Raw genomic sequence first — 23,877 nt, 5'->3', positions numbered from 1 at the left:
ATGCCCTCATGCGTCCCGCTCTTCCCCTATGTCCCTTGTTGAACGAAGCGTCCCCACGCCTCGCCCACGGCTCCCCCCACCCCGGAAGGGTGACCGCATAGACGCTCCCCGCCCTCCGCTCGGTTGCGGAGGACGGGGAGCAAATCTCTCTTACGCAGATCCTACAAACGCATCAAGCCACTGCCAGGATCTTTTCCGTGAGGGGAAGCTCTCACGAGAAGCTCTCACGAAAACTCCGTGGCCACCAGCTCCGCGATCTGCGCCGTGTTCAGCGCGGCACCCTTGCGCAGGTTGTCACCGCAGACGAACATCTCGAGCGCCGTCGGGTCGTCCAGCGCCCGCCGCACCCGGCCCACCCAGGTCGGGTCGGTGCCCACCACGTCCGCCGGCGTCGGGAACTCCCCGGCGGCCGGATTGTCGTAGAGCACCACGCCCGGCGCGGTGGCCAGGATCTCCCGCGCCCGGTCCACCGTGACCTCGTCCTCGAAGCGGGCGTGCACGGTCAGCGCGTGCGCGGTGACCACCGGCACCCGGACACAGGTCACCGCGACCGGCAGCCGCGGCAGCCCGAGGATCTTGCGGGACTCGTCCCGCAGGGTCATCTCCTCGGACGACCAGCCGTCCTCGCGCAGCTCCCCGGCCCACGGCACCACGTTCAGCGCCACCGGCTCCGGGAACGGCCCGGTCCGCTCGCCGACCGCCCGGCGCAGATCGCCGGGGCTGGTGCCCAGCTCCGTGCCGGCGACCAGGGACAGCTGCTCGCGCAGCGTGTCCACGCCGGCCCGGCCCGCCCCGCTGACCGCCTGGTACGACGACACCACCAGTTGGCGCAGCCCGAACTCGGCGTGCAGCGCGCCCAGCGCGACGATCATCGACAGGGTGGTGCAGTGCGGGTTGGCGACGATCCCGCGCGGCCGGATGCGCACCGCGTGCGGATTGACCTCGGGTACGACCAGCGGCACGTCCGGGTCCATCCGGAAGGCGCACGAGTTGTCGACGACGACCACGCCCTTGGCGGCAGCGATGGGAGCCCACTGCGCGGACACGTCGTCGGGTACGTCGAACATGGCGACGTCGACCCCGTCGAAGGCTTCCTCCGACAGGGCCACGACCTCGACCTCCTCGCCGCGCACGGCCAGCTTGCGGCCGGCCGAGCGCGGTGAGGCGACGAGTCTGATCTCGCCCCAGATGTCCGCGTGCTGGGACAGGATCTGGAGCATGACCGCACCGACGGCCCCGGTCGCTCCCACGACCGCGAGCGTCGGTTTGCCGGTCATCGGCCGGTGCCTCCGTAGACGACGGCCTCGTCGCTGTCGGAGTCCAGCCCGAACGCGGTGTGCACGGCGCGCACGGCCTCGCTGACGTCGTCGGCGCGGGTGACCACCGAGATGCGGATCTCGGACGTCGAGATCAGCTCGATGTTCACGCCCGCGTCGCTCAGCGCCTCGAAGAACGCGGCGGTGACGCCCGGGTTGGTCTTCATACCGGCGCCGACCAGCGAGATCTTGCCGATCTGGTCGTCGTAGCGCAGCGAGTCGAAGCCGATGCCGGACCGGTTCTTCTCCAGCGCGTCGATGGCCTTGCGGCCCTCGGTCTTCGGCAGCGTGAACGAGATGTCCGTCAGGCCGGTCGACGCGGCGGACACGTTCTGCACGACCATGTCGATGTTGATCTCGGCATCGGCGATCGTGCGGAAGATGGCGGCGGCCTCACCCGGCTTGTCGGGCACACCGACGACCGTGATCTTGGCCTCGGAGGTGTCGTGCGCGACACCGGAGATGATGGCCTGCTCCACCTGCTTGTCCCCTTGGTTGATCGGCTCGCTGCTGACCCACGTGCCCTGAAGGCCGCTGAAGCTGGAGCGGACGTGGATCGGGATGTTGTAGCGACGGGCGTACTCCACACACCGGTGGAGCAGCACCTTGGACCCGGAGCTGGCCAGCTCGAGCATGTCCTCGAACGAGATCCAGTCGATCTTCCGGGCCTTCTTCACCACGCGCGGGTCGGCGGTGAACACACCGTCGACGTCGGTGTAGATCTCGCACACCTCGGCGTCGAGCGCCGCCGCGAGAGCCACCGCCGTGGTGTCGGACCCGCCACGCCCCAGCGTGGTGATGTCCTTGGTGTCCTGGCTGACGCCCTGGAACCCGGCGACGATGGCGATGTTGCCCTCGTTCAGCGAGTCCCGGATGCGGCCCGGCGTGACATCGATGATCCGCGCTTTGTTGTGGACCGAGTCGGTGATGACACCTGCCTGGCTGCCCGTGAACGACTGGGCGCTGTGGCCCAGGTTTTTGATCGCCATGGCCAGCAGGGCCATGGAGATCCGCTCTCCGGCGGTCAGCAGCATGTCGAGCTCGCGCCCGGCAGGAATCGGGGATACCTGCTCGGCGAGATCGATCAGCTCGTCCGTCGTGTCGCCCATCGCGGAAACCACGGCCACCACCTGGTGGCCGTTCTTCTTCGCTTCCACGATCCGCTTGGCGACGCGCTTGATGCCCTCGGCATCGGCTACGGAGGAGCCTCCGTACTTCTGCACGACAAGGCCCACGTGCGCTCCTCGCTCGATGTGTGTTCGTTCCGCATATACGACGGTGTACTGCGGGTCGGCTCAGTCTAACGAGCGTCCGAAATCCACCTCTGCGCTCCCGCATGGTGAGACGTCGGCGTCGTCCAGGACAGTCCCTGCCCAAAGTCGGGGATTCGATGCGCACGGGTCACGCGGCGAGGAGCGGGGCGAATTCCTGCCGGAGCCCGCGGACGTACGGAGTGTCGCCGAGCAGTCGCTCCCAGTCGGCGAGGAGGGGGACGGCGATCTCGCGGGCGCGGGCCGGGTCGGCCGCCATGTTCCAGAGGAACCTGACGAGCAGCGTGCGGGACTCCAGGACGATCCGGTCCGCCGGGCCACGGCGGCGTATCTCGCTCTCGACGAACTCCTCGTACAGGGCCGCCGCTCCCGCGATGTCCCCCGCGGACCTCCTGGCCCACACCAGCATGATCCGGATGCTGCCGCACACACCGCTGTCCCGGCCGGTGGCGGCCACCGCCCTGCGCAGCAACCCCTCCATCGCGTCGCACGCGGGCTTCGCGAACCGGGCCGGGTCCGTCTTGGCCAGCTCCCCGAGCGCCGAGGCCCAGGCCGCCCGCGCCAGGATGGCCTGTTGCGCGTCGCGGCCCAGGACCCGCTCCGCCTTCCGGGCGTTTCTGGCCGCCGGCGCGAGCGCGCTCCGCGCACGTCCGGACCTCACCAACTGCTCGATCACCTCGTTCCGCGCCTCGAACGTCCGGGGATCACGGCGTCCGAAGGCCCGCACATGCTCGGTCACGTTCCGTTCGAGCAGTTCGATCGCGCGCTCCCCGTCGCCGGCGGCACGGCAGGCCTGGGCCAGTCCGGCGCGCACGGCCACTGTCAGCGCGTGCCGGGATCCGCAGGCCCGCTCGGCCGCCGCCAGGGCTCTTTCGCTCAGGCGGATCGCGTGGACGGCGTCGCGGTGGGCGTATCTGATCCCCCCGGGCCAGAACAGCATGGCCGCGCCCTCCGCGTCGTTCTCCGGCCTCGTGCACGAGGCCAGCGCCTCCAGGTGGGTGAGCCACCGCTCCTCGTCCGCGGCGTCGCCAAGGTGCAGGCCGGCGCCGGCCAGCAGCCGGGCCGCCCTGTCGGCGTACACCTCCCCCTCCGACCGCGCCACCGCCTGCACCAGCCGGTGCACCGAGATCGTGCCGTCGTCGTGCAGGCTGATCATGCTGTGCGCCGCCAGGCGCCGGATCGCATCCGTCACCTCTGGCGGGCTGCCCAGCGGCTCCAGATACGCCCGGGGGATCCCGTCGGGCGCCCACCAGGCGACGGTCCGCAGAACGACCCCCGCTAGCGGCGTGTCCGCCAGCCGGTCCAGGGTCACGCGCCACACCCGGGCCACGGTCCGCTCGCTGCTCCCGCCCTCCGCCGCGCTCGCGAACATCCGCTCCGGATAGCGCGCCAGCAGTTCCGCGTACTCGTCCGCCGTGATCCCCGCCTCCGCGCAGTACGCGGCGGCCTGCTCCACGGCGAGCGGAAGGCACCCCAGCTCGCGGCACAGCCCCTCGGCGTCGGCGGCGGCACCGCCCTGGACACGGGCGAACAGCTCGGTCGCCTCGGCGAGTTCGAGCACGTCCAGCGACAGCGGCTCGGCGATGCCGTGCCACCCGGTGGCCCGCCGCGTCGTGATGAGGAAGCGACCGCCCGTCGCCCGGGCCAGCAGAGCCTTCACGTCCGTCGGCGACGAGACGTTGTCCAGCACCAGCAGCCAGCCCTCGTGCGCCGCCAGCCACCGCACCGCCCGCTCCCGCAGCGCCTCCCGCGAGAGTACGTCCCGCAGCGCGGGCTGCAACGCGATCGCGAGGTCGGCGAGACCGGCGTCGAGTTCGGCGGTGGTCTCGGCGTTGATCCACCACACCGGGTTGAAGACGTCCGTGCGCTCCGCCGCCCACCGGGCCGCAAGCGTCGACTTGCCGATGCCGCCGAGGCCGTGCACGGCTTGCACGACGACCCCGCCGGTGGCCTGGAACGCCTCGTCCAGCAGGGCGAGTTCCCGCTCCCGCCCGACGAACAGCCCGGCCCGCTCCGGCAGGTTGACCAGCCCGTCCGGCGCCGCCTCCGGCATCGCGAACGCCTCGGCGGGCAGCGTCAGGGCCGTCTCGGCGTACATCCCCACCGAGCCGTCCCCGCTGATCGCCTGACGGATGGACCCACCCGCCGCGATGGAACGGTCCCCGGACGCCTCCGCCGAAGCGGTCACGCGGTGGGACCGTCGCCGGTCTGCGCCTGGTGGATGTCACGCCCGGCCGCGACGGACCGGTCACCGGAGGCCGTGACGTTCCGCGCCGACGGTTCGCCGGGGGCGGGAGCCGCGGGCGCGGGCGGGTTCGGCGGCGCCACGATGTTGCCGCTGCCCGTCGACACGAACCCGATGTCCCGCCCGGCGGCAACGGCCCCTGGACCACTGGCCGATACGTCGACCCTGGGGGGCGCGTCGGCACCCGAGGCCCCGTCCGACCCGGAATCGCCCCGCGTCAACGCGAAGATCGTCACCGCCAGCCCCAGCAGTCCCGCCACCCCGCCGGCCACGCTCGCCCAGGGATCCGCACCCTCGACATCCACCACAGCCCCGACGACCAGCCCCACCGCGCCCAGCACGCAGAGCCCGATCCCGGTGCCCATCAACGCCTTTGTCCGTGAGGTCATATGGCCATGATGGCGCCGGGGACGGTCGAGGGGCAGGGGTTTCGAGTCAGTCCGCGAACTCCTTGAGGGCCTCCGTGTCGAGGACGAAACTCACGGGGTCGGGCAGCTTCACGGCCGCGCCGAACGGGAGCTTCTCCTCGTGCCGGTAACGCCCGTCCTCAGGCTGGTTGAAGACGACGACCGAGCAGTCGTCACGATCGATGAGGAGGTAGACGGGAATCCTGGCCGCCGCATAGCCGTCAGGTTTCTCCACTCGGTCTCGCTGATTCGTGTCGGAGTCGTAGGACGTGATCTCGACAGCCATCAGGACGTCCTCGGTATCCGACCATTCGCCTCGTCCCTTGAGACCTCCCTTGGGCACGAGGACGGCGTCCGCGCGAGCCCGCCCCTTTCGATACGTCTCCGTCTTGAGGCCGCGCTCGGGATGGAGCCGCAGGTCGGGGCGCGCCTGCATACAGCGCTCCAGAAGCCACATGTAGATCTCGCTGTGGTTGCCGTCCGGCATCGGCTTGACCTGGACCCTTCCCCCAATGAACTCCAGCCGCACGGTCTCCGGGGCGTGGCGTTCCAGCTCCTCGAACTCCTCGACGGACATCTGCGGCCGGTGCTGCTCGGTCCTGGGGGTCATGGCGTCGCCTCCTCGACTCCATGGTGCCCTGACCGGTACTTCCTGCACGCTCACAGCAGGCCCGCCGCGCGCCGGAGGGCGTTGACCTTCTCCGTCACGTCGATGACCTCGTCCGCGCCGGGCAGACCGCCGGCGTCACGCTGGGCGGGCAGGAAGGTGTCCGGGACGTGGCCGTACGCCGGTCCCTCCGCCTCGATCAGCGCCAGGCACTCGTCGCACAGCCCGCCCGAGATCTTCGTGGTCCGCTCGTCCGCGTCACACAGACCGCAGACCATGATCACTCGGGAGACCCGGGCCCGCCGGGCCGCCTTCTGCCGGATCTTCGCCTTCTTCGGGGGCATCTTGCTCTCCAGTCGTTTGCGGGCGAGACCGCCCGGGTTGGTGACGGCAGGCGGCAACCCGGCCGTCAGGGCCTTGGTGATGTCGTCCGGGGTCGCGCCGCGCGTCAGCCACTCCGCGACCAGGGGTTCGAGGGACCGGCAGTCACCGTCCGACAACGGCATACGGGTGTCGGCGGACCGGACCTCGGCGAGCGTGCGGTAGGCGGTGCTCGGGTGTTCGGCGGCGTCCTCCGGTTCCGGGGCCGGCTGCTCCTCGGCGTTCTCCACACGGGCCAGCCCCGGCATGTGGTCCTCGGTCACGTCCTTGCCGTCGCGCTCCCGCACGAAGTCCGCCCACCACTCCTCCGACCTGCGGGTACGCGACCAGTACGTCCGCGTCACCCAGCGCATCGAATCGTCCTCGACGGTGATGTGCTCCCTGATCCAGCGCAGATGACCCGCGAGCACGATGCGGCCCAGCGAGGTGCGCACGGCCTGCTGGCCGTACCGGGGGTGTTCCGCCGCGATGGCCTTGTAGCCCATCGCGTGGCCCTCTTCGAGGTGGTCGACGAAGACGGCGATCTCACGGTCCCGGGCGCTCAAGTGTGCGAAGTCCGCGTCCGCGTGCGGGTCTTCGTCACCTGCGGGGCGCTTCCCGTACCCCGTTTTGGCCATGGGGTGGGACGGGGACGGCAGGGCAGGGCTAGGGTAGGCGCAAGCCACCATCGAACTGTTCCTTCGATGCGTAGGGCGAGGCCCCGGAGCCGGTGTTCCAGCACCGACCGGGGCCGATCTATTTGCCGCGAACCTAGAGCGGCTTTACGTTCCGGCGCAAGCCGATCACGGAACGTCACTCTTTCGAGGTAGGCCGCCTTAACTCACGTTCAGACTTGGTTGGTTGGGAGGTTTCCCACCCGATCCAGAACCCATGGAGGGGCTCGGAGCTCGGGGCTCAAGCCTCGGGCTGAACTGCGGAAATGAACGCCGCCCAGGCGGGGGCGGGGATGTGGAGGCGGGGGCCGGCGGGGTTCTTGGAGTCGCGGATGTGGACGCGGGGACCGAACGCGACTTCGACGCAATCGCCGCCCTCGTCATCGCTGTAGGTCGATTTGAACCACGTCAGCTGGTCACTCATGCCTGGTCCACCATCCGCTCGATGAAACGGGCCGTCTCAGCGGGGCTGAGGGCCTGCGCCCGGATGATGCTAAGCCGCTCGGTGACACGGCTGACAACCTCCGGGTCGGCCGAGAGTTCGCTGGCGAACGGGCCTTCCGTGAAGGCGTACCGCTCGTGGTCGCGGGTCTCCAGCAGCACCATGGGCCCTTGAAGGGCGGCAGTGATGGCGCGCTCGAAGGGGAGCACCTGCAACGCGATGTTCCTCAGCCGGCCGACCTCCAGCAAGCGCCGCAGTTGCTCGGCGTCCACCTGGGGGCTGCGCAGCACGGCCTCGTAGAGCACGAAGCTCAGGGACACCAGCGGTTTCCGCTCCGTCAGGATGGCCTGCCGTTCCATTCGCGCCGCGATGCGCTCCTCGACCGTCTCCTCGTCCAGGGCCGGAAGGCGGTTCTCGATCAGCGTCCGCGCGTAGCCCTTCGTCTGCAGCAGCCCGGGGATCAGCGCGACGCCGTACGACCAGCGACTGATCGCCTCCTTCTCCCGCTCCATGAACTCCCGCGCCCGCGCCGGAAATCTCTCCCGGCTCAGATACTCCTTCGCCGCACTCAGCAGCCCCTCCGCCCCGCACAACCCGTCGGCCACGTCGAGGACGCGGGCCGTCGGCATCCGCACCCCCTGCTCCATCGCCTTGATGGTGTCCGGGGAGTAGTTCGCGGCGACAGCCAGTTGCTCCCGGCTGATGTTCGCCTTCGTGCGCCAGCGCTTCAACTGGTTGCCGGTGAAGCGCCACATGACGGGCGACTGGGACACAGCGCGCACCTCCGACCGATACACAGCAGCGTGTATCACCTGAGTCACTACCGAGCGTATCGCCACCATCGCCATCGTGTGACCATGACGAACGCGATCAACCGCCGCCCCGACTGGATTCCGGCCTCCGGTCACCAACTCCGCGTGACCGGCGTCCACTTCGACGCCGTACGGATCGAAGGCGTGAGAGGGGAGCGCGTCGCCGAACGGCTCGTCGAGGTCACCGACGGCGACGCGGGGCCGATCGTGTGCGAGGCGAGCGGGTTCCGGTGGATGTACTTCCTGCTGGCGCCGGGGGAAGTGCGGCGGCACAGCTGGCCGTTGGGGGTGCAGCAGTTCGGCGGGCGAGGGGTCCGGACCGTCACCTACATCGGCATTCCGGCGCTGGAGGGGAACACCTGGCCGTTGCAGTGGTACAGCGAGCCGACGGCGGGGTGCCCGTACGTCGATGCCAGAGGTCTCCTCGACACGGTGTGGGGCGCTGGATCATTCGGTCTGTGACAGACCTTCTTCTCTTCGGGATCGTGCTGCTCGGCTCGTGCGTGCAGTGGCTCACCGGCATGGGCTTCGCGCTTGTCGCCGTGCCCGCGTTGGTGTGGGTGCTGGGGCCGGTGGAAGGGGTCGTGCTCACCAACTGCGCCGCCGGGGCCATCTGCCTCGTCGGGCTGGTGAGCGGGTGGCGGCGGGTGCGGCTCGCGGCGATGGGGCCGCTGTGCGTGGCCGCCGTGTGCACCGTGCCCGCCGGGGCCTGGCTGACGCGGCAGCTGCCGGAGCGCGTGCTGTTCGTGGTGATGGGCGGGCTGGTGACCGTGGCGGTGCTGCTGGTGATGCGGGGCGCTCGGGCCGCCGCGCTGCGCGGGCGGACGGGCGCGGTCGTCACGGGGGCCGCCGGCGGGTTCATGAACGCCGCGGCGGGGGTCGGGGGGCCGCCCGTGTCGTTGTACGCGCTGAACGCGGGATGGACCGTACGGGAGTTCGTGCCCAACGCGCAGTTCTACGGCGTCGTCGTGAACGTCGTGTCCGTGGCCGCCAACGGGGCGCCGCGGCTCGGCGCCGAGCGGTGGGGGTGGGTGGTGGCCGCCATGGTCGTGGGGGCGGGCCTGGGGCGGGTGCTGGCGCGGCGCACGCCGGAGGTGTGGGCACGACGGCTGGTGCTGGGGCTGGCGCTCGCCGGCGGGGTCAGCGCCATGGCGAAAGGGGTGTGGGGGGCTTAGGCCCTGTCGTTTGGATCATCCCGGCGTCGCGGAGTCGACTCGGCCAGGACGCACCGTCCCTCACAGCCGGGCTGATCCAAGCGACAGAGCCTCGCTCCCCACACACACCACGAGGCCCCACGCACGGGCGTCGGCCGCCGGGCGCTACTGGACGCGCAGGCCCAGCGGCCCGGCGATCTCCTGCTGCATCACCTTTCCGGCCTCGAACTCCAGCGTCTCGTCGCCGAGGCTCTGGTCGGTGTCCAGGCCGTCCAGTTCCTCCAGGGGCTGGTTCAGGCGGACGTGGGCTACCACCGACTGGAGGGCCCGCAGGGTGGCCGACGCCGTGCCGCCCCAGTTGGAGAAGTACGAGAACTGCCACCACCACAGGGCTTCCGTGGTGCGGCCCGCGCGGTAGTGGGCCATGCCGTGGCGCAGGTCGGTGATGACGTCGGTGAGGTCGTCCGAGATACGGGCCGGGACCGGGGCCTTGCGGGGCTCGTAGGGGTCGAAGACCTCGGAGTAGACGTCGATCGGCTCCAGCAGGCGGGCCAGGTTCTCGCGGAGCTCGTCCACGTCCGGCTCCGGGCCCGGGTCCGGCTCGTAGCGCTCGTCGGGGACGATGTCCTCGTGCGCGCCGAGGCGGCCGCCGGCGAGCAGCAGCTGGGAGACCTCCAGGAGGAGGAACGGGACCGCCGAGTCGGGCTCGTCGCCCTTCGCGACCTCCGTGACGGCTACCAGGAAGCTTGCGATCTGGTCCGCGATCTGGACCGCGAAGTCGTCCGGGTCCTGCGTCGTGGAGTGCAGCGTGGCGTCAGACATCTAGGAGTCGTCTCCCCTCGAAGGCGCGGCCGAGGGTCACCTCGTCCGCGTATTCCAGGTCACCGCCCACCGGGAGGCCGCTGGCCAGGCGGGTGACCTTGAGGCCCATGGGCTTGATCATCCGGGCGAGGTACGTGGCGGTGGCCTCACCCTCCAGATTCGGGTCGGTGGCCAGGATCAGCTCCGTGACCGTCCCGTCGGCCAACCGCGCGAGAAGTTCTCGTATACGCAGGTCGTCCGGGCCCACACCCTCGATCGGGCTGATCGCCCCGCCCAGGACGTGGTAGCGGCCGCGGAACTCGCGGGTGCGCTCGATCGCCACGACGTCCTTCGGCTCCTCCACGACGCAGATGACCGACGGGTCGCGTCGCGGGTCACGGCAGATCGCGCACTGCTCCTCCTGCGCGACGTTCCCGCACACCGCGCAGAAGCGGACCTTCGCCTTCACTTCCAGCAGGGCCTGGGCGAGACGGCGTACGTCCGTCGGCTCCGCCTGGAGGACGTGGAAGGCGATCCGCTGGGCGCTCTTCGGACCGACGCCGGGCAGCCTGCCCAGCTCGTCGATGAGGTCCTGGACCACGCCTTCGTACAACGGACTGCCGTCCTTCCTGGGGTGCCTTCAGTACGTACGGTAGAGGGCCCGTGCCTGTCTTCGAAAGGCAGGACGGGGATCGGAAAGGTCAGAAGGGCAGGCCCGGGATGCCGCCGCCGCCCAGCCCCTGGGCGAGCGGGCCGAGCTTCTGCTGCTGGAGGGACTGCGCGTTCTCGTTGGCCGCGGCGACGGCCGCGACGATCAGGTCGGCCAGCGTCTCGGTGTCCTCGGGGTCCACCGCCTTCGGGTCGATGACCAGGCCGCGCAGCACGCCGGCGCCGGTGACCGTGGCCTTGACCAGGCCGCCGCCCGCCTGCCCGTCGACCTCCGTGTTCGCCAGTTCCTCCTGGGCGCGGGCCAGATCCTGCTGCATCTTCTGGGCCTGCTGGAGCAGCTGCTGCATGTTGGGCTGGCCACCACCGGGAATCACGATCAGCTCCTGCTTTCGTATGTGTTTTCCGCCTGGCACGAGCCTACGTGGTCCGTGCGGGCAACGCCCCAGCACTCTTTCGAGTGAGTTGTCACGGTGGCCTATACCTGACCAAGACCCTCTTCCGGGCGGAAAAGCGATGAAAGGCTCACCTTCGCCACCCATTGGGCGGTAGGAAGGGTCCCGCACGTCAACGTCCATCTCGTCCATAGGGAGTGCCGGGTGGGTCAGCCGGAGATGCAGCCCGAGAGGCCGCCTCAGGACGGGCGGGGCGAGGGGGCGGCCGGGCTGCGGCCGGGCGATCTGACCGGGCGGGCGTTCCCGCTCGGCGACTGGGCCGAGCCCGCCCAGCGCCTGGACGAACTGTTCCGCTGGGTGGAACGCGGCGCCCTCGACACGGCGGCCTGGTATCTCGCCGACCGGGTGTGGAAGCGGCGCGGGGCGCGGGCACTTCGCGGTGGCGCGGCGGCCGGGGCGGTGCTGGGGGCCGCGCTGCCGCTGCTGGATCTGACCGGCGTGGTGGGCGGGGTCGCCCCCTGGGGGTACCTGGCGCTGATGCTGGCCGTGGCGTGCGTGGGCGTCGACCGGTTCTTCGGGGTCACCTCGGGGTGGATAAGGGACGTGGCCACCGCGCAGGCCGTCCAGCGCAGGTTGCAGGCGTTGCAGTTCGACTGGGCGTCGGAGAGCGTGCGCGAGGTGCTGGGCCCGGCCGAGGGGACGGCGAGCGAGGCGGCCGAGCGGTGCCTGGGGGTGCTGCGGCGGTTCTGCGAGGACGTGACCGAGCTGGTGCGTACCGAGACCGCCGACTGGATGGTGGAGTTCCGCACCGGGTCCGCGCCGCTGGGCATCCAGTCGGCGGTCTCGGCCGGGCCGCGCGTGGACCCGGCCGGTGTGCACGGGCGGTTCCCGATGCCGCCCGGTCCCGCCCGGCCGAACATGCCCCGGCAGCGGCCGCCCGAGCCACGCTGACAGCAGGGGCTTCACTGCCGGGTGTACGTCAGCTTCTCCCCCGTGCTCGTGTTGATGCGCTGGAGCGCGTCCGCCGAGACGAGGGTGATCTCCGTGGCGCCTCCGGGCGTGCAGGACGTGGGCGGCTCGCCGACCGTCACCGTGGACGGGCCGATCCGCAGCGGGCCGTCCGGGCCGGGCTCCTCGCTCAGTTCCGCCTCGAAGACGCAGCGGTAGTCGGCGCCCTCGGCGGTGAGCGACAGGACCGTGTCGCCCGGCTCGCCCTGCTGGATGGTGAGGCGGCGGGTGTGCGTGCCGTCCGCGTTGTCGATGGTGGTCGCCCAGGTGCCCAGGTACTCCGTCGGTATCGCGCCGTCCTGCTCGGTGGAGGCGGACGGGGACGGCGTGACCGGGCCGGAGCTCGTCGGGCCCGGGGTGGTCGGGGCGGCGGAGGAGGACCGGCTCGGGGTGGGCGACGGGGACGCCTCGGGGTCGTCGTCCCCGTTCATCAGGGCGTACACCGAACCCCCCGCCCCCAGCGCGACGACCACCGCCACGGCTATGAGCAGCGCGGTGGCACGGCCGTTCCTGCGGGGTGGTTCCTGGGGCGGGGTGTACGGCGTCGGCGTGTACGACGGGGTCGAGCCGGGGGGCGCGGCTCGGTCGCCGTAGGGGTTGGGAAGCGGTGGCGGGTATGCCTGGCCGGGCGCCTGGGGATAGCCGTACGACGGACCGGGCGGCTGCACGTAGCCGCCGCCGTACGCCGGCTGCACCGAACCGCCCGCCGGGCCGTGCCCCGGCGCGGGGAAGCCGTAGCCGTGCTGCGGATGCCCATGGGGGACGCCGGGGACCGGCGGGACACCGTCGGCGGGGTGAGCGGGCGGCTGCGGGGCCGGGTGGGCGGGTGGTGGGGTTCCCGGTGCGGGCTGGTGGGTCGGCGGTGGGGTCGCCGGGTGACCGGGCGGCGGGGTTCCCGGCGATGCCGGGTGACCGGACGGCGGGGTTCCCGGCGATGCCGGGTGACCGGACGGCGGGGTTCCCGGCGATGCCGGGTAGCTCGGCGGGGGCGTGCCCGGGGGCACGGGCTGACCGGCGGTGACCGTCGGGAGGTTGTTCAGCGGCGCAGCCGGACCCGGGCTGCCGGATCCCGGCGCGACCGCACCCGGTCCGGCGTGACCGCCCGGGACACCGTGACGTCCTGGCTCACCCGGGCCACCCGGAACACCCGGGCCGCCCGAGGCGCCGGGACCGCTCGGGGCACCCGGAACACCCGGCGCACCCGGGGCGCCCGGAGCACCCAGGCCACCCGGGGCGCCCGGAGCGCCCGAGACGCCCGGAACACCCGGAGCACCCAGGCCACCCAGCCCACCGGAAGCACTTGGAGCACTGGGAACACCCGAGACGCCGGGAGCGCCAGGACCAGCGGGAACACCGGGAGCACCCGAGACGCCGGGAGCGCCCGGAGTGCCGGGAGCACCCGAGACGCCCGGAGCACCCGGACCGCCGGGGGCACCCGGAATACCCGAGACGCCGGGAACGCCCGGAGCACCCGAACCACCGGGACCACCCGGCCCACCCGAGACGCCGGGAGCACCGGGACCGCCAAGGGCACCCGGAACGCCCGAGACACCGGGAGCGCCCGGACCACCCGGACCACCCGGACCACCCGGAGCACCCGGAGCACCCGGAGCACCCGGAGCACCGGGAGCACCGGGAGCACCGGGACCACCCGACCCACCCGAGACGCTCGGAGCACCCGGACCACCGGGGGCACCCGGAACGCCCGAGACGCCGGGAGCACCCGGACCACCCGAGCCAGCGGGCCCGTCCTGGCCGCTGCGACCGCCCGAGCCACCGAAACCACCGGCCCCGTTCCCACCCCCCGGCGTACCCGCCTCATCCACCGTCGTCCCGTGTTCCGGGGACGCCGTCCGGGCCGGGGGCGCGGACGGGTCCGTCGGGTTCGTCGGTGTCGGTGCCTCCGGGTTCTCCGTGTCCAGGAGTCGTACCGCGTGCCGGCCGAGTTGGGCCACCAGGGCGCTCGGCAGCCAGGGGTCGAGGGCGCGGCCGTCGGCGACGGTGTCGTCCGCGCCGGTCTGCCGCAGGACGTCGTCGAGAGAAGGGCGGGCGGCGGGGTCCTTGCGCAGGCAGTCGCGGACGAGGTCGGCGATGCCCTCGGGGACCCGCTCCAGGTCGGGTTCCTCCTGGGCGATGCGGAACATCAGGGCGTGCACCCCGCTGTCGGCGCCCCCGAAGGGAAGCGCGCCGGTGGCGGCGTAGGCGAGGACGGAACCCAGGCAGAAGACGTCGCAGGCGGTGGTGACGCGGTCCCCGCGCACCTGCTCGGGCGCCATGAAGCCGGGTGAGCCGATGACCGCGCCGGTGCTGGTCAGCCCGCCGTCGGTGACGGTCTCCAGGGCGCGCGCGATCCCGAAGTCGATGACGCGCGGCCCGTCGATGGTCAGCAGGACGTTGGACGGCTTGAGGTCGCGGTGGATGATCCCGGCGGCGTGGATGTCCTTGAGCGCGTGCGCGAGCCCGGCGGCGAGGATGCGCACCGTGCGTTCGGGCAGCGGCCCGTGGTCGTGGCCGACGACCTGCTGGAGGCTGGGTCCGGCGACGTACCCGGTGGCGACCCACGGCACGGTGGCCTCGGTGTCGGCGTCGAGGACGGGCGCCGTCCAGTGGCCGCCGACCCGCCGCGCGGCCTGCACCTCGTGCCGGAACCGCGCCCGGAACTCCTCGCGCGCGGCCAGTTCCCCGCGGACCAGTTTCACGGCGACGGTCCGGCCCCGGTCCGACCGGGCCAGGTAGACCTGTCCCATGCCACCGGCGCCGAGCCTCCCCAGCAGCCGGTACGCCCCGACGTGCCGCGGGTCCCCGGGCCCCAGTCTTTCCATCCCCACCGCCTCCCCCCAGGTGAGCAACAGGCCGAGGATAGTGCGGCCCTCAGGGGAGTCGTGCGGGCCCCCGTCTACGGTTCCGTAACAGGAGGTGCCGGCCGAGCGGGCGGCCCCAGTTCGTCGAGCACCTTCGACAGGCGTTCCAGCGCCTCCACGGCGGCGGCGAGTTCCGCTTCCCCGAGCGCCCGCGCGAGCCGGTCGGCGTACTCCGCGTGCCCGGGGTCGATGCGGCCGACCGCGGCGAGGCCCTCCTCGGTCGGCGCGAGGAGCTTGGCGCGGCGGTGGGCCGGGTTGGGCCGGTACTCGGCGAGGCCGCGTTCGACCAGCAGGTCGGCGATGCGCTGGACGCTCTGCCGCGTGATGCCCATGGCGCGGGCGATGCCGGCCACCGGCAGCGGCTCGCGCAGCACCGCGCCCAGCACCTGCCACCAGGCCGCGGTCAGTCCGGCGGGCCGGGCCAGTTCCTCGGCGACCGCGAGGAACTGGCCGTTCAGCCGGAACACCCCGAGCGCGCTCCGGCTGAACAGGTCCTGACGGGCGCGGCTCACAGCGCGCCCGCCTTCTCCAGCACGGCGTAGGCCGCCGCGTCGGAGTCGTGGAACAGCCGGTACCAGGCGTCCAGCACCTCGCCCTCGTACACCCCGAGCAGCCGCAGGATCTCCCGGGCGAAGGCGACGGGTTCGGTGGGTCCGGCGGTGATCAGCGCGCCGTCGGTGACGGCGTCGGCGTCGACGTACCTGTCGCCGCCCCGGTAGCCGGTGGCGGCCAGGTAGAAGGAGACGGCGCTGGTGTGGGCGCGGTCGTCGAGCAGGCCCTCGCGGGCGAGTCCGGCGGTGGCGCCGCAGATCGCGGCGACGGGGACGCCCGCGGCGAGGAATTCGCGTGCCTTGCGGGCGAAGGGGGCCAGGTCGTCACCGGTGTCCCAGAGGTCCGCGCCCGGCAGGATCAGCAGCGCGCTGTCCTCGGGCCGTACGTCGTCCAGGGCGAGGTCGGGCTGGACGCGCAGGCCGCCGAGGGTGCGGACCGGGGCGGCGGTGGGGCCGACGGTGCGGATCTCGTGGCCGGCGCGGGCGAGGTGGGCCGTGGCGTGACCGGGCTCCCAGTCGGCCAGGGTGTCGTAGACGGCGAGGTGGACGGGCTTGCGGCTCATGGTTCCTCCTCCAGCGGTTCCTCTTATGACAGTAGGCTGTCATTTAGGCAGCATGCTGTCAACACTCGGCGGCCTCCGTCCGTCGACAACCTGTCGCGGAAAGCCCCTGACCACAGACAGGACGCCGATACCGCGTCCGCATCGCGGACATTTACGCTCGCCCGCATGACCCCTCATCCCGACCCCCAGGCCGGCGCCGCCGTGAAGGCGGCCGACCGCGCGCACGTCTTCCACTCCTGGTCCGCACAGGAGCTCATCGACCCGCTCGCCGTCGCAGGCGCCGAGGGGTCGTACTTCTGGGACTACGACGGCAAGCGCTACCTGGACTTCACCAGCGGCCTCGTCTACACCAACATCGGCTACCAGCACCCCAAGGTCGTCGCCGCGATCCAGGAGCAGGCCGCGAAGATGACCACCTTCGCGCCCGCGTTCGCCGTCGAGGCCCGGTCGGAGGCGGCCCGGCTGATCGCCGAGCGCACCCCGGGCGACCTGGACAAGATCTTCTTCACCAACGGCGGCGCCGACGCCGTCGAGCACGCGCTGCGGATGGCCCGGCTGCACACGGGCCGCCCCAAGGTGCTCTCGGCGTACCGCTCGTACCACGGCGGCACCCAGCAGGCGATCAACGTCACCGGCGACCCCCGCCGCTGGGCCAACGACAGCGGCACCGCCGGAGTCGTGCACTTCTGGGCGCCCTTCCTCTACCGCTCCCGCTTCTACGCCGAGACCGAGGAGCAGGAGTGCGCGCGGGCGCTGGAGCACCTGGAGACGACGATCGCCTTCGAGGGGCCGCAGACCGTCGCCGCGATCATCCTGGAGACCATCCCCGGCACGGCCGGGATCATGGTGCCGCCCGCCGGTTACCTCGCCGGGGTGCGGGAGATCTGCGACAAGTACGGGATCGTGTTCGTCCTCGACGAGGTGATGGCGGGCTTCGGGCGGACCGGCGAGTGGTTCGCGGCCGGCCTGTTCGACGTCACGCCGGACCTGATGACCTTCGCCAAGGGCGTGAACAGCGGCTACGTACCGCTGGGCGGTGTGGCGATCTCCGGCGCGATCGCCGAGACCTTCGCCAAGCGGCCCTACCCGGGCGGCCTGACCTACTCCGGGCACCCTCTCGCCTGCGCCGCCGCCGTCGCGACGATCAACGTCATGGCCGAGGAGGGCGTCGTCGAACACGCGGCGCGGCTCGGCGCGGAGGTCGTGGAGCCGGGGCTGCGCGAGCTGGCGGAGCGGCACCCGAGCGTCGGCGAGGTGCGCGGCGTCGGCATGTTCTGGGCGCTGGACCTGGTCAAGAACCGGGAGACGCGGGAGCCGCTGGTGCCGTACAACGCGGCCGGGGAGGCGAACGCCCCGATGGCCGCGTTCGCCGCTGCCGCGAAGGCGCACGGCGTGTGGCCGTTCGTCAACATGAACCGCACCCACGTGGTGCCGCCGTGCAACGTCTCCGAGGCCGAGCTGAAGGAGGGCCTGGCGGCGCTGGACGCGGCGCTCACCGTGGCGGACGAGCACGTGACGGCGTAACCGCGTACGCGTCGGCGCAGCCGGTTACCCCCGGTGGGGGGACCGCGTAAGGTGACGTGCTCACAGGCACACCTGTGCACACCACTCGAACGCGACAAGGGAGTCCCCCCACCATGCCCGGCATCAGCGGCAACAGCGCTGTGACCCGAAGCACCCTGCGGCAGCAGATCGCGGACGCGCTGCGGGACGAGGTGCTGGCCGGACGGCTCCAGCCCGGGCAGGAATTCACCGTCAAGGAGATCGCCGACCAGTACGGCGTCTCCGCGACCCCGGTCCGCGAGGCGCTGGTCGACCTGTCCGCGCAGGGCCTGCTGGAGGCCGACCAGCATCGCGGCTTCCACGTCCGCGAGTACTCCCTCGACGACTACCGGGGCCTGGTCGAGGCCCGCAGCCTGGTCACCGACGGCATGTTCCAGGCCCTCGGCGAGGGCCACCGCGGCTTCCGCGACCCCGACGACCCCCGCACGTCCGCCGCGCTCACCGGTGTGCGCCGGCGCGGCGAGGAGGCCCAGCGGGCCGCCACCGCCGGCGACCTCACCGTGCTCATCGGCTACGACCTGCGCTTCTGGCGCGAGCTGAGCGGCCTGTTCGGCAACCCGTACCTCTCCGACTTCCTGCACCGGCTGCGGGTGCAGTCCTGGGTGTGCGCGGTGCAGCACCTGCGCCGGCTGACCGACCTGCGCGGGCGGCTGTGGGCCGGGCACACCGAACTGGTGGACGCCCTGGTGCGGCGCGACACCGACGCCGCGCGGTCGATCATCGCCGCGTACAACGCGCACTCCGTCGCGCTGATCGAGCGGCTCGCGGGCAGCTGACGGCCCTTGTGGGTATGGGACCGGTACGGGAGGGGACCCGTGCGGTCCTCACCCATTACGCTTCCCTGACCACTGTGCGTGCGTAGTATCCGAGGAGCCTCTTTTGGCCTGTGACCTGTGGCTGGTCCCGCTCGTCGACGTGTTGTGCCACACGCCGGACAACCCCTTCGCCGAGGAACTCGCGCAATACGACAAGGCTCTCGCCGAGGCCGGGCTGCCGCCGGTGCCGGTGTACCAGTACATGCCGGGCCTGTCCGGTGAGGTCGCCCCCGTCGCCGGATTCGACTACGACGCCCTGCACTTCCTGCGCCGCGCCTACCTGTTGCAGGTCTGCGGCCTGCCGGTGACCCCGGTCGACGAACTGGGCGGCGACTACGAACAGCTCCTGGAGATGTTCGAGACCACCGCCCAGCAGTCCCACCTGGTCTGGCACTACGACCACGCGGGCGCGTACGTCCCGGTCGACTTCCCGCACCCGCTCTCCAACGAGGAACTCCTCGCCGGCGGCGGCCCGTTGGGCTCCTCCCACGCCCTGCTGCGGGAGCTGGAGTCCGTCGCCCCGGCCATCGGCATCGACCCCGCCAACCCGCCGGCGGCCCCCCAACCCCCGCTCGGGCCGACGGAGTTGGAGGAGCCCGCCGTACCGGCCCCGTACGACCCCAGCCCGTTCGCCCGGGAACGGCACGTCTGGCTGGGGCTGCACGCGGCGGCGACGCGGAGCCTGGCGCAGGGGTCGATGATCGTCTTCAGCTGAGTCAGGCGCCGGCCGACGCCCGGTGCGCCTCCAGCGCGGCCCGCACCCCCGATTCGAGTGCGCCCTCGATCCAGGACGGCTTGACGGAGGTGTGGTCGCCCGCGAAGTGCAGCGGGCCCTCGGCGGACCGGATGGCCTGGAGCAGTTCCGTGTGCTGGCCGGGCAGCAGCACCGAGGCCTCCCCGTAGGCGTACGGGTCGCGCAGCCAGCTCTGGGTGCGGCCGGCACCGGTGTAGAAGACCTCCACCCGCTGGCCGTACACCTGCTGCAGTCCCCGCAGGGCGTGCGGATAGCGGGCGTCGTCGTCGAAGGAGTCCCAGCGGGAGGCGTCGTCGGCCCAGCTGTAGGAGGCGAGGACGACTCCGCCGTCGCTGCCGGGGACCGGGTGGGAGGGGTGGATCAGGAACCGGTTGGAGTTGTCGGCGACCGATCCCCCGCCGACGACCCGCGCGGCCTCCGGCTGCTCCCGGGTGTCCCAGCGGTTGGCGGCGTAGTGCGCGCGCTGGGCGTCACTGATGTGGCCCTTCGGGACGGACGGGTGGGCGCCGAGCAGACTGCCGTCGTCGGGCGCCTTCCCGGACCGGTACTGCTCGTACAGCCCGGGCCGCACCGCGTCCAGCTCCTTCCTCCACTCCTCCTCGCCGAACTCCCACCAGCGGCGGCTGAACTCGAGCAGCACCTTCGTCGCGCTGTCGTAGTGCAGTTCGGCGACCGCACGGCGTTTGCCGTACGACATCAGCGGGCTGATCTGCACCTGGCGCAGACCGGAGAACGGCACGGTGACGATCGCGAGGTCGCCGGTGAACCGCTCGCGTTCCACCTTGCCGTCGCGGCCCTCGGACACGGTGTCGACCGCGACCCGGGGCCCGTCCTCGTCGCGGTACTCGATCCGGGTGGCGCGCCGGTCGAGCCGCAGCACGTCGTCCACCCGCTCCAGCAGCGCGTCCGGCAGCACGGCGGTGCCGCCGACCAGCTCCCAGAACTCGGTGTCCGGGCTGATCAGCGACTGGCTGATGAAGCTGTGCACGAAGGACAGCGGCAGCCGGGACGTCAGGTTCTCCAGGGTGCCGACGAGATCGATGGTGCGCTCGTCGAACCCGGCCTCCTCGGTCAGGAAGCGGAACATCGACCAGTCGCCGTACTTCTGGATCACCCGGGCCCAGCCCCGCACCCGCTCCGGCATCGGCTTGTCGACGCGCTTGCCGTCCGCGCCCACCGTGCTGAACTCGTCCCGTACCGGGTCCAGGGCGCGCCGCAGGATCGTCGACGAGGGCGTGTCCCACAGCTCGCGCGGCACCCCGAACGAGCGGTTGATCCGCCGCGGCGCCCGCGCGTACGCCGACCGGCGCATCCGCACGCCGTTGACGTAGAGCCAGCTGTTGTTGACGGGCTTGCCCTCGCCGTCGACGTCGACGAGGTGGAACCTGCGCCGCTTCACGCCGAGTTGGTCGATGAGCTGCATCACCAGGGGATGGCTGCCGGGGATGCGCATCGCACCGGCCTCCGCGTACTGCAGGGGGTCGGCGAACGGCTGGGCCGCGTTCTCGTGCCCACCGGTGCGGAAGGTCTTGATCCGGCCGCCGACCCGGTTGCCGTTGGCCTCGATCAGGGTGACCCGGTGCCCGGCCCGCTTCAGCAGCCAGGCGGCGACGAGCCCGGCGGGCCCGGCGCCGATCACCAGGATCTCCTTCGTCCCGCCGCGGCCCTTCGGCAGCCCGGATTCGAGGACGCGCTTGTACTCCGGCACCAGCGGCCGGTCGTCCTCGTCGACCAGCAGTAACGCCCGGGCCACCGCGAGGCAGGTGTCCCAGTCGGCGGTGGAACGCGGGGCCGCGGGGGCCGCAGTGGGCGCGCCGGGCGCGACGGCGGGAGCCGCCGCGGCGGTCTGGGCGGTCAGACCGAGCAGGGCGGGGGTGGTGACCGCGGCGGCGGTCGTGAAGCGGCGGCGGGAGAAGGACGTGCGGTCGTCCTGGAGATCATCCATGGTCTCTGGATACGGGGCGCCACCCGGCCCGCGAGGCGCACCGGCCCCTCCCTCACCTGATCGTGCAAGCGCACCGGCGCGCGGGGGCGCGGGCCCGCGCCCCCGCGCGCCGGGCGGACGCCCCTACCCCGCCTCGGGGCCCGCCGGGGTCAACCGTTCGGCTGACAGTCCCCTCACCCGTTGCGGCCGCCGGAGGCAGCCGGAACACCGACGGGCCGGGCCCCTTCGCGGCACCAGCATGGAGGACATGCAGCAGCACAAGAAGATCTCGAAGCGCGCCCGTGTCATCACCGGCGGCACCCTCGTCGCCGCCGTCGCCCTCGGCACCTTCGGCGCCGTCGCCGCCAACGCCGACTCCCCGGCCCAGGGCGCCCCGGCCGCCGTGCGGGCCGACGTGAAGAACCCCGACCTCGTCCAGTCCACCCACCTCACCGTCGACGCCGCGACCGAGGCCGCCCAGGCCACGCTGGACGCCGCCGAGAAGGACGGCCAGCGCGTCTCCGTCGCCGTCGTCGACCGCAACGGCAACACCATCGTCACCCTGCGCGGCGACGGCGCCGGCCCGCAGTCCTACGAGTCCGCCGAGCGCAAGGCCTTCACCGCCGTCTCCTGGAACGCCCCCACCTCCGAGCTGGTGAAGCGCCTGGAGCAGGCCCCCAACCTGAAGGACATCCCCGGCACCCTGTTCCTCGGCGGCGGCGCCCCGGTCACCGCCAAGGGCGCGCCTATCGCGGGCATCGGTGTCGCGGGCGCCCCCTCCGGCGACCTGGACGAGAAGTACGCGCGGGCCGGCGTGGCGGCGCTGACCCGCTGACGTGACACCTTGAGGACCACGTCCCTCCGGACCCCGGCGGCGCACGCGACCCCCCGTGGCGTGCGCCGCCGGCTGTTCTCCCCGATCCGCCCCAGGAGCACCCCCATGACCTCCGCCGACCGTGCCCTGCTGACCGCCGCCGAGGCGGGCGACACCGACGCCGTCCGCGCCGCGCTCGCCGCCGGCGCCGACCCGGAGGCCCGCGACGCCCACCGCCGCACGCCCCTGCTGCTGGCCGCCCTCGGCGACCACGTGGCCACCGCCGAGGTGCTGGTCGCCGCGGGCGCCGACGTGAACGCCGCCGACGACCGGGCGGACAGCCCGTGGCTGGTCACCGGTGTCACCGGCAGCGTCCCGATGATGCGCACCCTGCTCCCGGCGGGCCCGGACCTGAAGCAGGTCAACCGCTTCGGCGGCGTCTCGCTCATCCCCGCCGCCGAGCGCGGCCACGTCGCCTACGTCCGTGCCGTGCTGCGCGAGACCGGCATCGACGTCGACCACGTCAACCGCCTCGGCTGGACCGCGCTGCTGGAGGCGGTGATCCTCGGCCACGGGGACCGCGCCCACCAGGAGATCGTGGAACTCCTGATCACCGCCGGGGCCACACCCGGCCTGCCCGACGGCGACGGCGTCACCGCCCTGGAGCACGCCGAACGGCGCGGGTTCACCGAGATCGCGGGACTGCTGAGGGCCGTACGGTGAGGCGGGCGGCCCTGGCCGTGGGCGCGGCCCTGACGGCGGCCGTGTCGCTGTGCGCGGGCTGCACCGGGGGTGCCGGGGGCATCGGGGACAGCGGGGCCCGCCCGGCGGCGTCCGCCTCCCCGACGCCGACCGCTTCCCCGGCTGCTTCCCCCGCGTCCTCCGGGCCGCTCCCCGACGGCACCCTCCTCGTCGCCGACTTCGGCTCCGACACCGTGAGCTTCGTCGACCCCGAGAAGGGTCCGCTGGACTCCGTACGGGTCGGCACCGCCCCCTACGGGCTGGTGGTGGACGGGCGGGGCCGGGCCTGGGTCGCCACGGCCGAGGGCGTCGCCGTCGTCGACACCCGCACCCGTGCCCGCCTCGGTCTCGTCCCCTACCGGACGAGGAACCTGGGTCCCGTCACGGACGGCGAGTACCGGGGCGGCGGCATGGGCATCGCGCTCGCCCCCGACGAGAGACACGTGTACGTGGGCGTGAACGTCCCGTCCGGCGACGGCACGCTGGAGACCATCGACACCGCCACCCGCGAGGTCACGGACACCGCGCCGGTCGGCCGCCGCCCCTTCGACGTGGACGTCTCCCCCGACGGCCGCGAGGTGTACGCCACCGGCCACGACTCCTTCGACGTCACCGCCGTCCCCACCGAGGGCGACGGCGCCCCCCGCCGCATGGAGGTCGCCCCCTACGGCACCGAGGGCGGCCTCGGCTCCTGGCTGAAGCCGCACTACGCGGCCGTACGGCCCTCCGACGGCCGTCTGCTGCTGCCGTTCGAGGGCGAGCGGCTGGTCGTCCTCGACCCGGCCACCGGGCGCTCGACGATCGAGGACATGTCCGCGAACACCCACCAGCACGGCGCCGCGATCACCCCCGACGGCACCCTCCTCGTCGTCGGCACCGGCCCGATCGACCCGTCGTCGGACGACGGCCCGTCCCTGACCGTGCGCGCCCCCGACGGCGCCGAGACCGTCGTCCCCCTCGACGGCCCCCACGAGGACGTCACGGTCTCGGCGGACGGCCGCACCGCCTACGTCACCGGCGGATTCACCCGCGACGGTCACTGGGACGGCATCACCGTCGTCGACCTGGAGACACACGAAACCCGCCGGCTCGCGGCGGGTGAGAGGCCGCTGGGCATCGCCGTGCTGTGACGC

Annotated in this window: 23 protein-coding genes and 1 pseudogene; 9 read left to right on the top strand and 15 right to left on the bottom strand. The window is 72.5% G+C overall.

Features of this window, described 5'->3' with window-relative positions:
- Positions 1–224 precede the first annotated feature (224 nt).
- The 8 genes from AMK31_RS26565 to AMK31_RS26530 all read right to left on the bottom strand — a co-directional run bounded on the left by AMK31_RS26565 (position 225) and on the right by AMK31_RS26530 (position 8,077).
- The gene (locus AMK31_RS26565; RefSeq protein ID WP_073943178.1) at positions 225–1,277 is read right to left on the bottom strand and encodes an aspartate-semialdehyde dehydrogenase; all 1,053 of its coding nucleotides are present in this window, start codon (positions 1,275–1,277) and stop codon (positions 225–227) included.
- Positions 1,274–2,551, bottom strand: a complete 1,278-nt coding sequence (locus AMK31_RS26560; RefSeq protein WP_073943177.1) for an aspartate kinase — start codon at positions 2,549–2,551, stop codon at positions 1,274–1,276. The genes AMK31_RS26565 and AMK31_RS26560 overlap by 4 nt, the downstream gene beginning before the upstream one ends.
- Before the next feature lie 166 nt (positions 2,552–2,717).
- The gene (locus AMK31_RS26555) at positions 2,718–4,775 is read right to left on the bottom strand and encodes an NB-ARC domain-containing protein (protein WP_073943176.1); all 2,058 of its coding nucleotides are present in this window, start codon (positions 4,773–4,775) and stop codon (positions 2,718–2,720) included.
- The gene (locus AMK31_RS26550; protein WP_241842727.1) at positions 4,772–5,221 is read right to left on the bottom strand and encodes a hypothetical protein; all 450 of its coding nucleotides are present in this window, start codon (positions 5,219–5,221) and stop codon (positions 4,772–4,774) included. Before AMK31_RS26550 ends, AMK31_RS26555 begins: the two co-directional genes overlap by 4 nt.
- A 46-nt stretch (positions 5,222–5,267) precedes the next feature.
- Positions 5,268–5,849, bottom strand: coding sequence for a Uma2 family endonuclease (locus AMK31_RS26545; RefSeq protein ID WP_073943174.1), 582 nt, complete (start codon positions 5,847–5,849; stop codon positions 5,268–5,270).
- A 50-nt stretch (positions 5,850–5,899) separates the two neighbouring features.
- Positions 5,900–6,772 carry a hypothetical protein gene (locus tag AMK31_RS26540; RefSeq protein ID WP_338013052.1) on the bottom strand — a complete coding sequence of 291 codons (873 nt, stop codon included), beginning with the start codon at positions 6,770–6,772 and terminating at the stop codon, positions 5,900–5,902.
- A 349-nt stretch (positions 6,773–7,121) separates the two neighbouring features.
- Positions 7,122–7,304 (bottom strand): DUF397 domain-containing protein, encoded by a 183-nt coding sequence (locus AMK31_RS26535; RefSeq protein ID WP_073943172.1) that lies wholly within the window; start codon positions 7,302–7,304, stop codon positions 7,122–7,124.
- Positions 7,301–8,077, bottom strand: a complete 777-nt coding sequence (locus AMK31_RS26530; protein ID WP_073943361.1) for a helix-turn-helix domain-containing protein — start codon at positions 8,075–8,077, stop codon at positions 7,301–7,303. Before AMK31_RS26530 ends, AMK31_RS26535 begins: the two co-directional genes overlap by 4 nt.
- A gap of 96 nt (positions 8,078–8,173) precedes the next feature.
- On the opposite strand from AMK31_RS26530, the gene AMK31_RS26525 reads away from it, so the two are divergent.
- Positions 8,174–8,596: a hypothetical protein gene (locus AMK31_RS26525; protein ID WP_073943171.1), complete on the top strand. Its 423-nt coding sequence runs from the start codon at positions 8,174–8,176 to the stop codon at positions 8,594–8,596.
- Complete coding sequence (locus AMK31_RS26520) at positions 8,593–9,309, top strand: sulfite exporter TauE/SafE family protein (RefSeq protein ID WP_274535979.1); 717 nt, start codon at positions 8,593–8,595, stop codon at positions 9,307–9,309. The genes AMK31_RS26525 and AMK31_RS26520 overlap by 4 nt, the downstream gene beginning before the upstream one ends.
- A gap of 144 nt (positions 9,310–9,453) precedes the next feature.
- Here the strand turns inward: AMK31_RS26520 and AMK31_RS26515 are convergent, their stop codons facing one another.
- From AMK31_RS26515 to AMK31_RS26505, 3 genes are all read right to left on the bottom strand, one after another.
- Positions 9,454–10,110 carry a DUF5063 domain-containing protein gene (locus AMK31_RS26515; protein ID WP_073943170.1) on the bottom strand — a complete coding sequence of 219 codons (657 nt, stop codon included), beginning with the start codon at positions 10,108–10,110 and terminating at the stop codon, positions 9,454–9,456.
- Entirely contained in the window at positions 10,103–10,702 is a 600-nt protein-coding gene (recR, locus tag AMK31_RS26510) for a recombination mediator RecR (RefSeq protein ID WP_043502778.1), read from the bottom strand. The genes AMK31_RS26515 and recR overlap by 8 nt, the downstream gene beginning before the upstream one ends.
- 88 nt (positions 10,703–10,790) lie before the next feature.
- Entirely contained in the window at positions 10,791–11,132 is a 342-nt protein-coding gene (locus AMK31_RS26505; RefSeq protein ID WP_073943169.1) for a YbaB/EbfC family nucleoid-associated protein, read from the bottom strand.
- Between the two features lie 222 nt (positions 11,133–11,354).
- On the opposite strand from AMK31_RS26505, the gene AMK31_RS26500 reads away from it, so the two are divergent.
- Positions 11,355–12,101 carry an SLATT domain-containing protein gene (locus AMK31_RS26500; protein WP_073943168.1) on the top strand — a complete coding sequence of 249 codons (747 nt, stop codon included), beginning with the start codon at positions 11,355–11,357 and terminating at the stop codon, positions 12,099–12,101.
- Positions 12,102–13,579: 1,478 nt separating this feature from the next.
- Here AMK31_RS26500 and AMK31_RS26495 read toward each other — a convergent pair.
- From AMK31_RS26495 to AMK31_RS26485, 3 genes and pseudogenes are all read right to left on the bottom strand, one after another.
- Positions 13,580–14,980 (bottom strand): annotated as a pseudogene (locus tag AMK31_RS26495) (serine/threonine-protein kinase); the annotation flags it as partial.
- 74 nt (positions 14,981–15,054) lie between these two features.
- Entirely contained in the window at positions 15,055–15,531 is a 477-nt protein-coding gene (locus AMK31_RS26490; RefSeq protein ID WP_073943167.1) for a MarR family winged helix-turn-helix transcriptional regulator, read from the bottom strand.
- On the bottom strand, positions 15,528–16,133 hold the full coding sequence (locus tag AMK31_RS26485; RefSeq protein ID WP_073943166.1) for a type 1 glutamine amidotransferase family protein: 606 nt from the start codon (positions 16,131–16,133) through the stop codon (positions 15,528–15,530). Before AMK31_RS26485 ends, AMK31_RS26490 begins: the two co-directional genes overlap by 4 nt.
- Before the next feature lie 165 nt (positions 16,134–16,298).
- Between AMK31_RS26485 and AMK31_RS26480 the strand changes: the two genes are divergently transcribed.
- The 3 genes from AMK31_RS26480 (at position 16,299) to AMK31_RS26470 (ending at position 19,226) form a co-directional block, all read left to right on the top strand.
- On the top strand, positions 16,299–17,657 hold the full coding sequence (locus tag AMK31_RS26480) for an aspartate aminotransferase family protein (protein WP_073943165.1): 1,359 nt from the start codon (positions 16,299–16,301) through the stop codon (positions 17,655–17,657).
- 113 nt (positions 17,658–17,770) lie between these two features.
- Positions 17,771–18,472: a GntR family transcriptional regulator gene (locus tag AMK31_RS26475; protein WP_073943164.1), complete on the top strand. Its 702-nt coding sequence runs from the start codon at positions 17,771–17,773 to the stop codon at positions 18,470–18,472.
- A gap of 103 nt (positions 18,473–18,575) precedes the next feature.
- Entirely contained in the window at positions 18,576–19,226 is a 651-nt protein-coding gene (locus AMK31_RS26470; protein ID WP_073943163.1) for a hypothetical protein, read from the top strand.
- Between the two features lies 1 nt (position 19,227).
- On the opposite strand, the gene AMK31_RS26465 is transcribed toward AMK31_RS26470, so the two are convergent.
- The gene (locus AMK31_RS26465; RefSeq protein ID WP_073943162.1) at positions 19,228–21,210 is read right to left on the bottom strand and encodes a flavin monoamine oxidase family protein; all 1,983 of its coding nucleotides are present in this window, start codon (positions 21,208–21,210) and stop codon (positions 19,228–19,230) included.
- Between the two features lie 247 nt (positions 21,211–21,457).
- Here AMK31_RS26465 and AMK31_RS26460 point away from each other — a divergent pair, with 247 nt between their 5' ends.
- From AMK31_RS26460 to AMK31_RS26450, 3 genes are all read left to right on the top strand, one after another.
- The gene (locus AMK31_RS26460) at positions 21,458–22,024 is read left to right on the top strand and encodes a GlcG/HbpS family heme-binding protein (protein WP_073943359.1); all 567 of its coding nucleotides are present in this window, start codon (positions 21,458–21,460) and stop codon (positions 22,022–22,024) included.
- Positions 22,025–22,129: 105 nt separating this feature from the next.
- On the top strand, positions 22,130–22,726 hold the full coding sequence (locus AMK31_RS42180; protein WP_073943161.1) for an ankyrin repeat domain-containing protein: 597 nt from the start codon (positions 22,130–22,132) through the stop codon (positions 22,724–22,726).
- Entirely contained in the window at positions 22,723–23,874 is a 1,152-nt protein-coding gene (locus AMK31_RS26450; protein WP_073943160.1) for a YncE family protein, read from the top strand. Before AMK31_RS42180 ends, AMK31_RS26450 begins: the two co-directional genes overlap by 4 nt.
- Positions 23,875–23,877 lie beyond the last annotated feature (3 nt).

It is taken from the genome of Streptomyces sp. TSRI0107 (genome assembly GCF_001905845.1).
Classification (GTDB): Bacteria; Actinomycetota; Actinomycetes; order Streptomycetales; family Streptomycetaceae; genus Streptomyces.
This window is presented reverse-complemented; position numbering and strand designations above follow the sequence as displayed.

Bases quoted from the DNA above. Each gene is read 5' to 3' on its own strand.
- AMK31_RS26545 (WP_073943174.1), bottom strand. From the start codon at position 5,849: ATGACCCCCAGGACCGAGCAGCACCGGCCGCAGATGTCCGTCGAGGAG.
- AMK31_RS26515 (WP_073943170.1), bottom strand. From the start codon at position 10,110: ATGTCTGACGCCACGCTGCACTCCACGACGCAGGACCCGGACGACTTC.
- AMK31_RS26565 (WP_073943178.1), bottom strand. From the start codon at position 1,277: ATGACCGGCAAACCGACGCTCGCGGTCGTGGGAGCGACCGGGGCCGTC.
- AMK31_RS26485 (WP_073943166.1), bottom strand. From the start codon at position 16,133: ATGAGCCGCAAGCCCGTCCACCTCGCCGTCTACGACACCCTGGCCGAC.
- AMK31_RS26535 (WP_073943172.1), bottom strand. From the start codon at position 7,304: ATGAGTGACCAGCTGACGTGGTTCAAATCGACCTACAGCGATGACGAG.
- AMK31_RS26460 (WP_073943359.1), top strand. From the start codon at position 21,458: ATGCAGCAGCACAAGAAGATCTCGAAGCGCGCCCGTGTCATCACCGGC.
- AMK31_RS26475 (WP_073943164.1), top strand. From the start codon at position 17,771: ATGCCCGGCATCAGCGGCAACAGCGCTGTGACCCGAAGCACCCTGCGG.
- AMK31_RS26550 (WP_241842727.1), bottom strand. From the start codon at position 5,221: ATGACCTCACGGACAAAGGCGTTGATGGGCACCGGGATCGGGCTCTGC.
- AMK31_RS26480 (WP_073943165.1), top strand. From the start codon at position 16,299: ATGACCCCTCATCCCGACCCCCAGGCCGGCGCCGCCGTGAAGGCGGCC.
- AMK31_RS26530 (WP_073943361.1), bottom strand. From the start codon at position 8,077: ATGTGGCGCTTCACCGGCAACCAGTTGAAGCGCTGGCGCACGAAGGCG.
- AMK31_RS26465 (WP_073943162.1), bottom strand. From the start codon at position 21,210: ATGGATGATCTCCAGGACGACCGCACGTCCTTCTCCCGCCGCCGCTTC.
- AMK31_RS42180 (WP_073943161.1), top strand. From the start codon at position 22,130: ATGACCTCCGCCGACCGTGCCCTGCTGACCGCCGCCGAGGCGGGCGAC.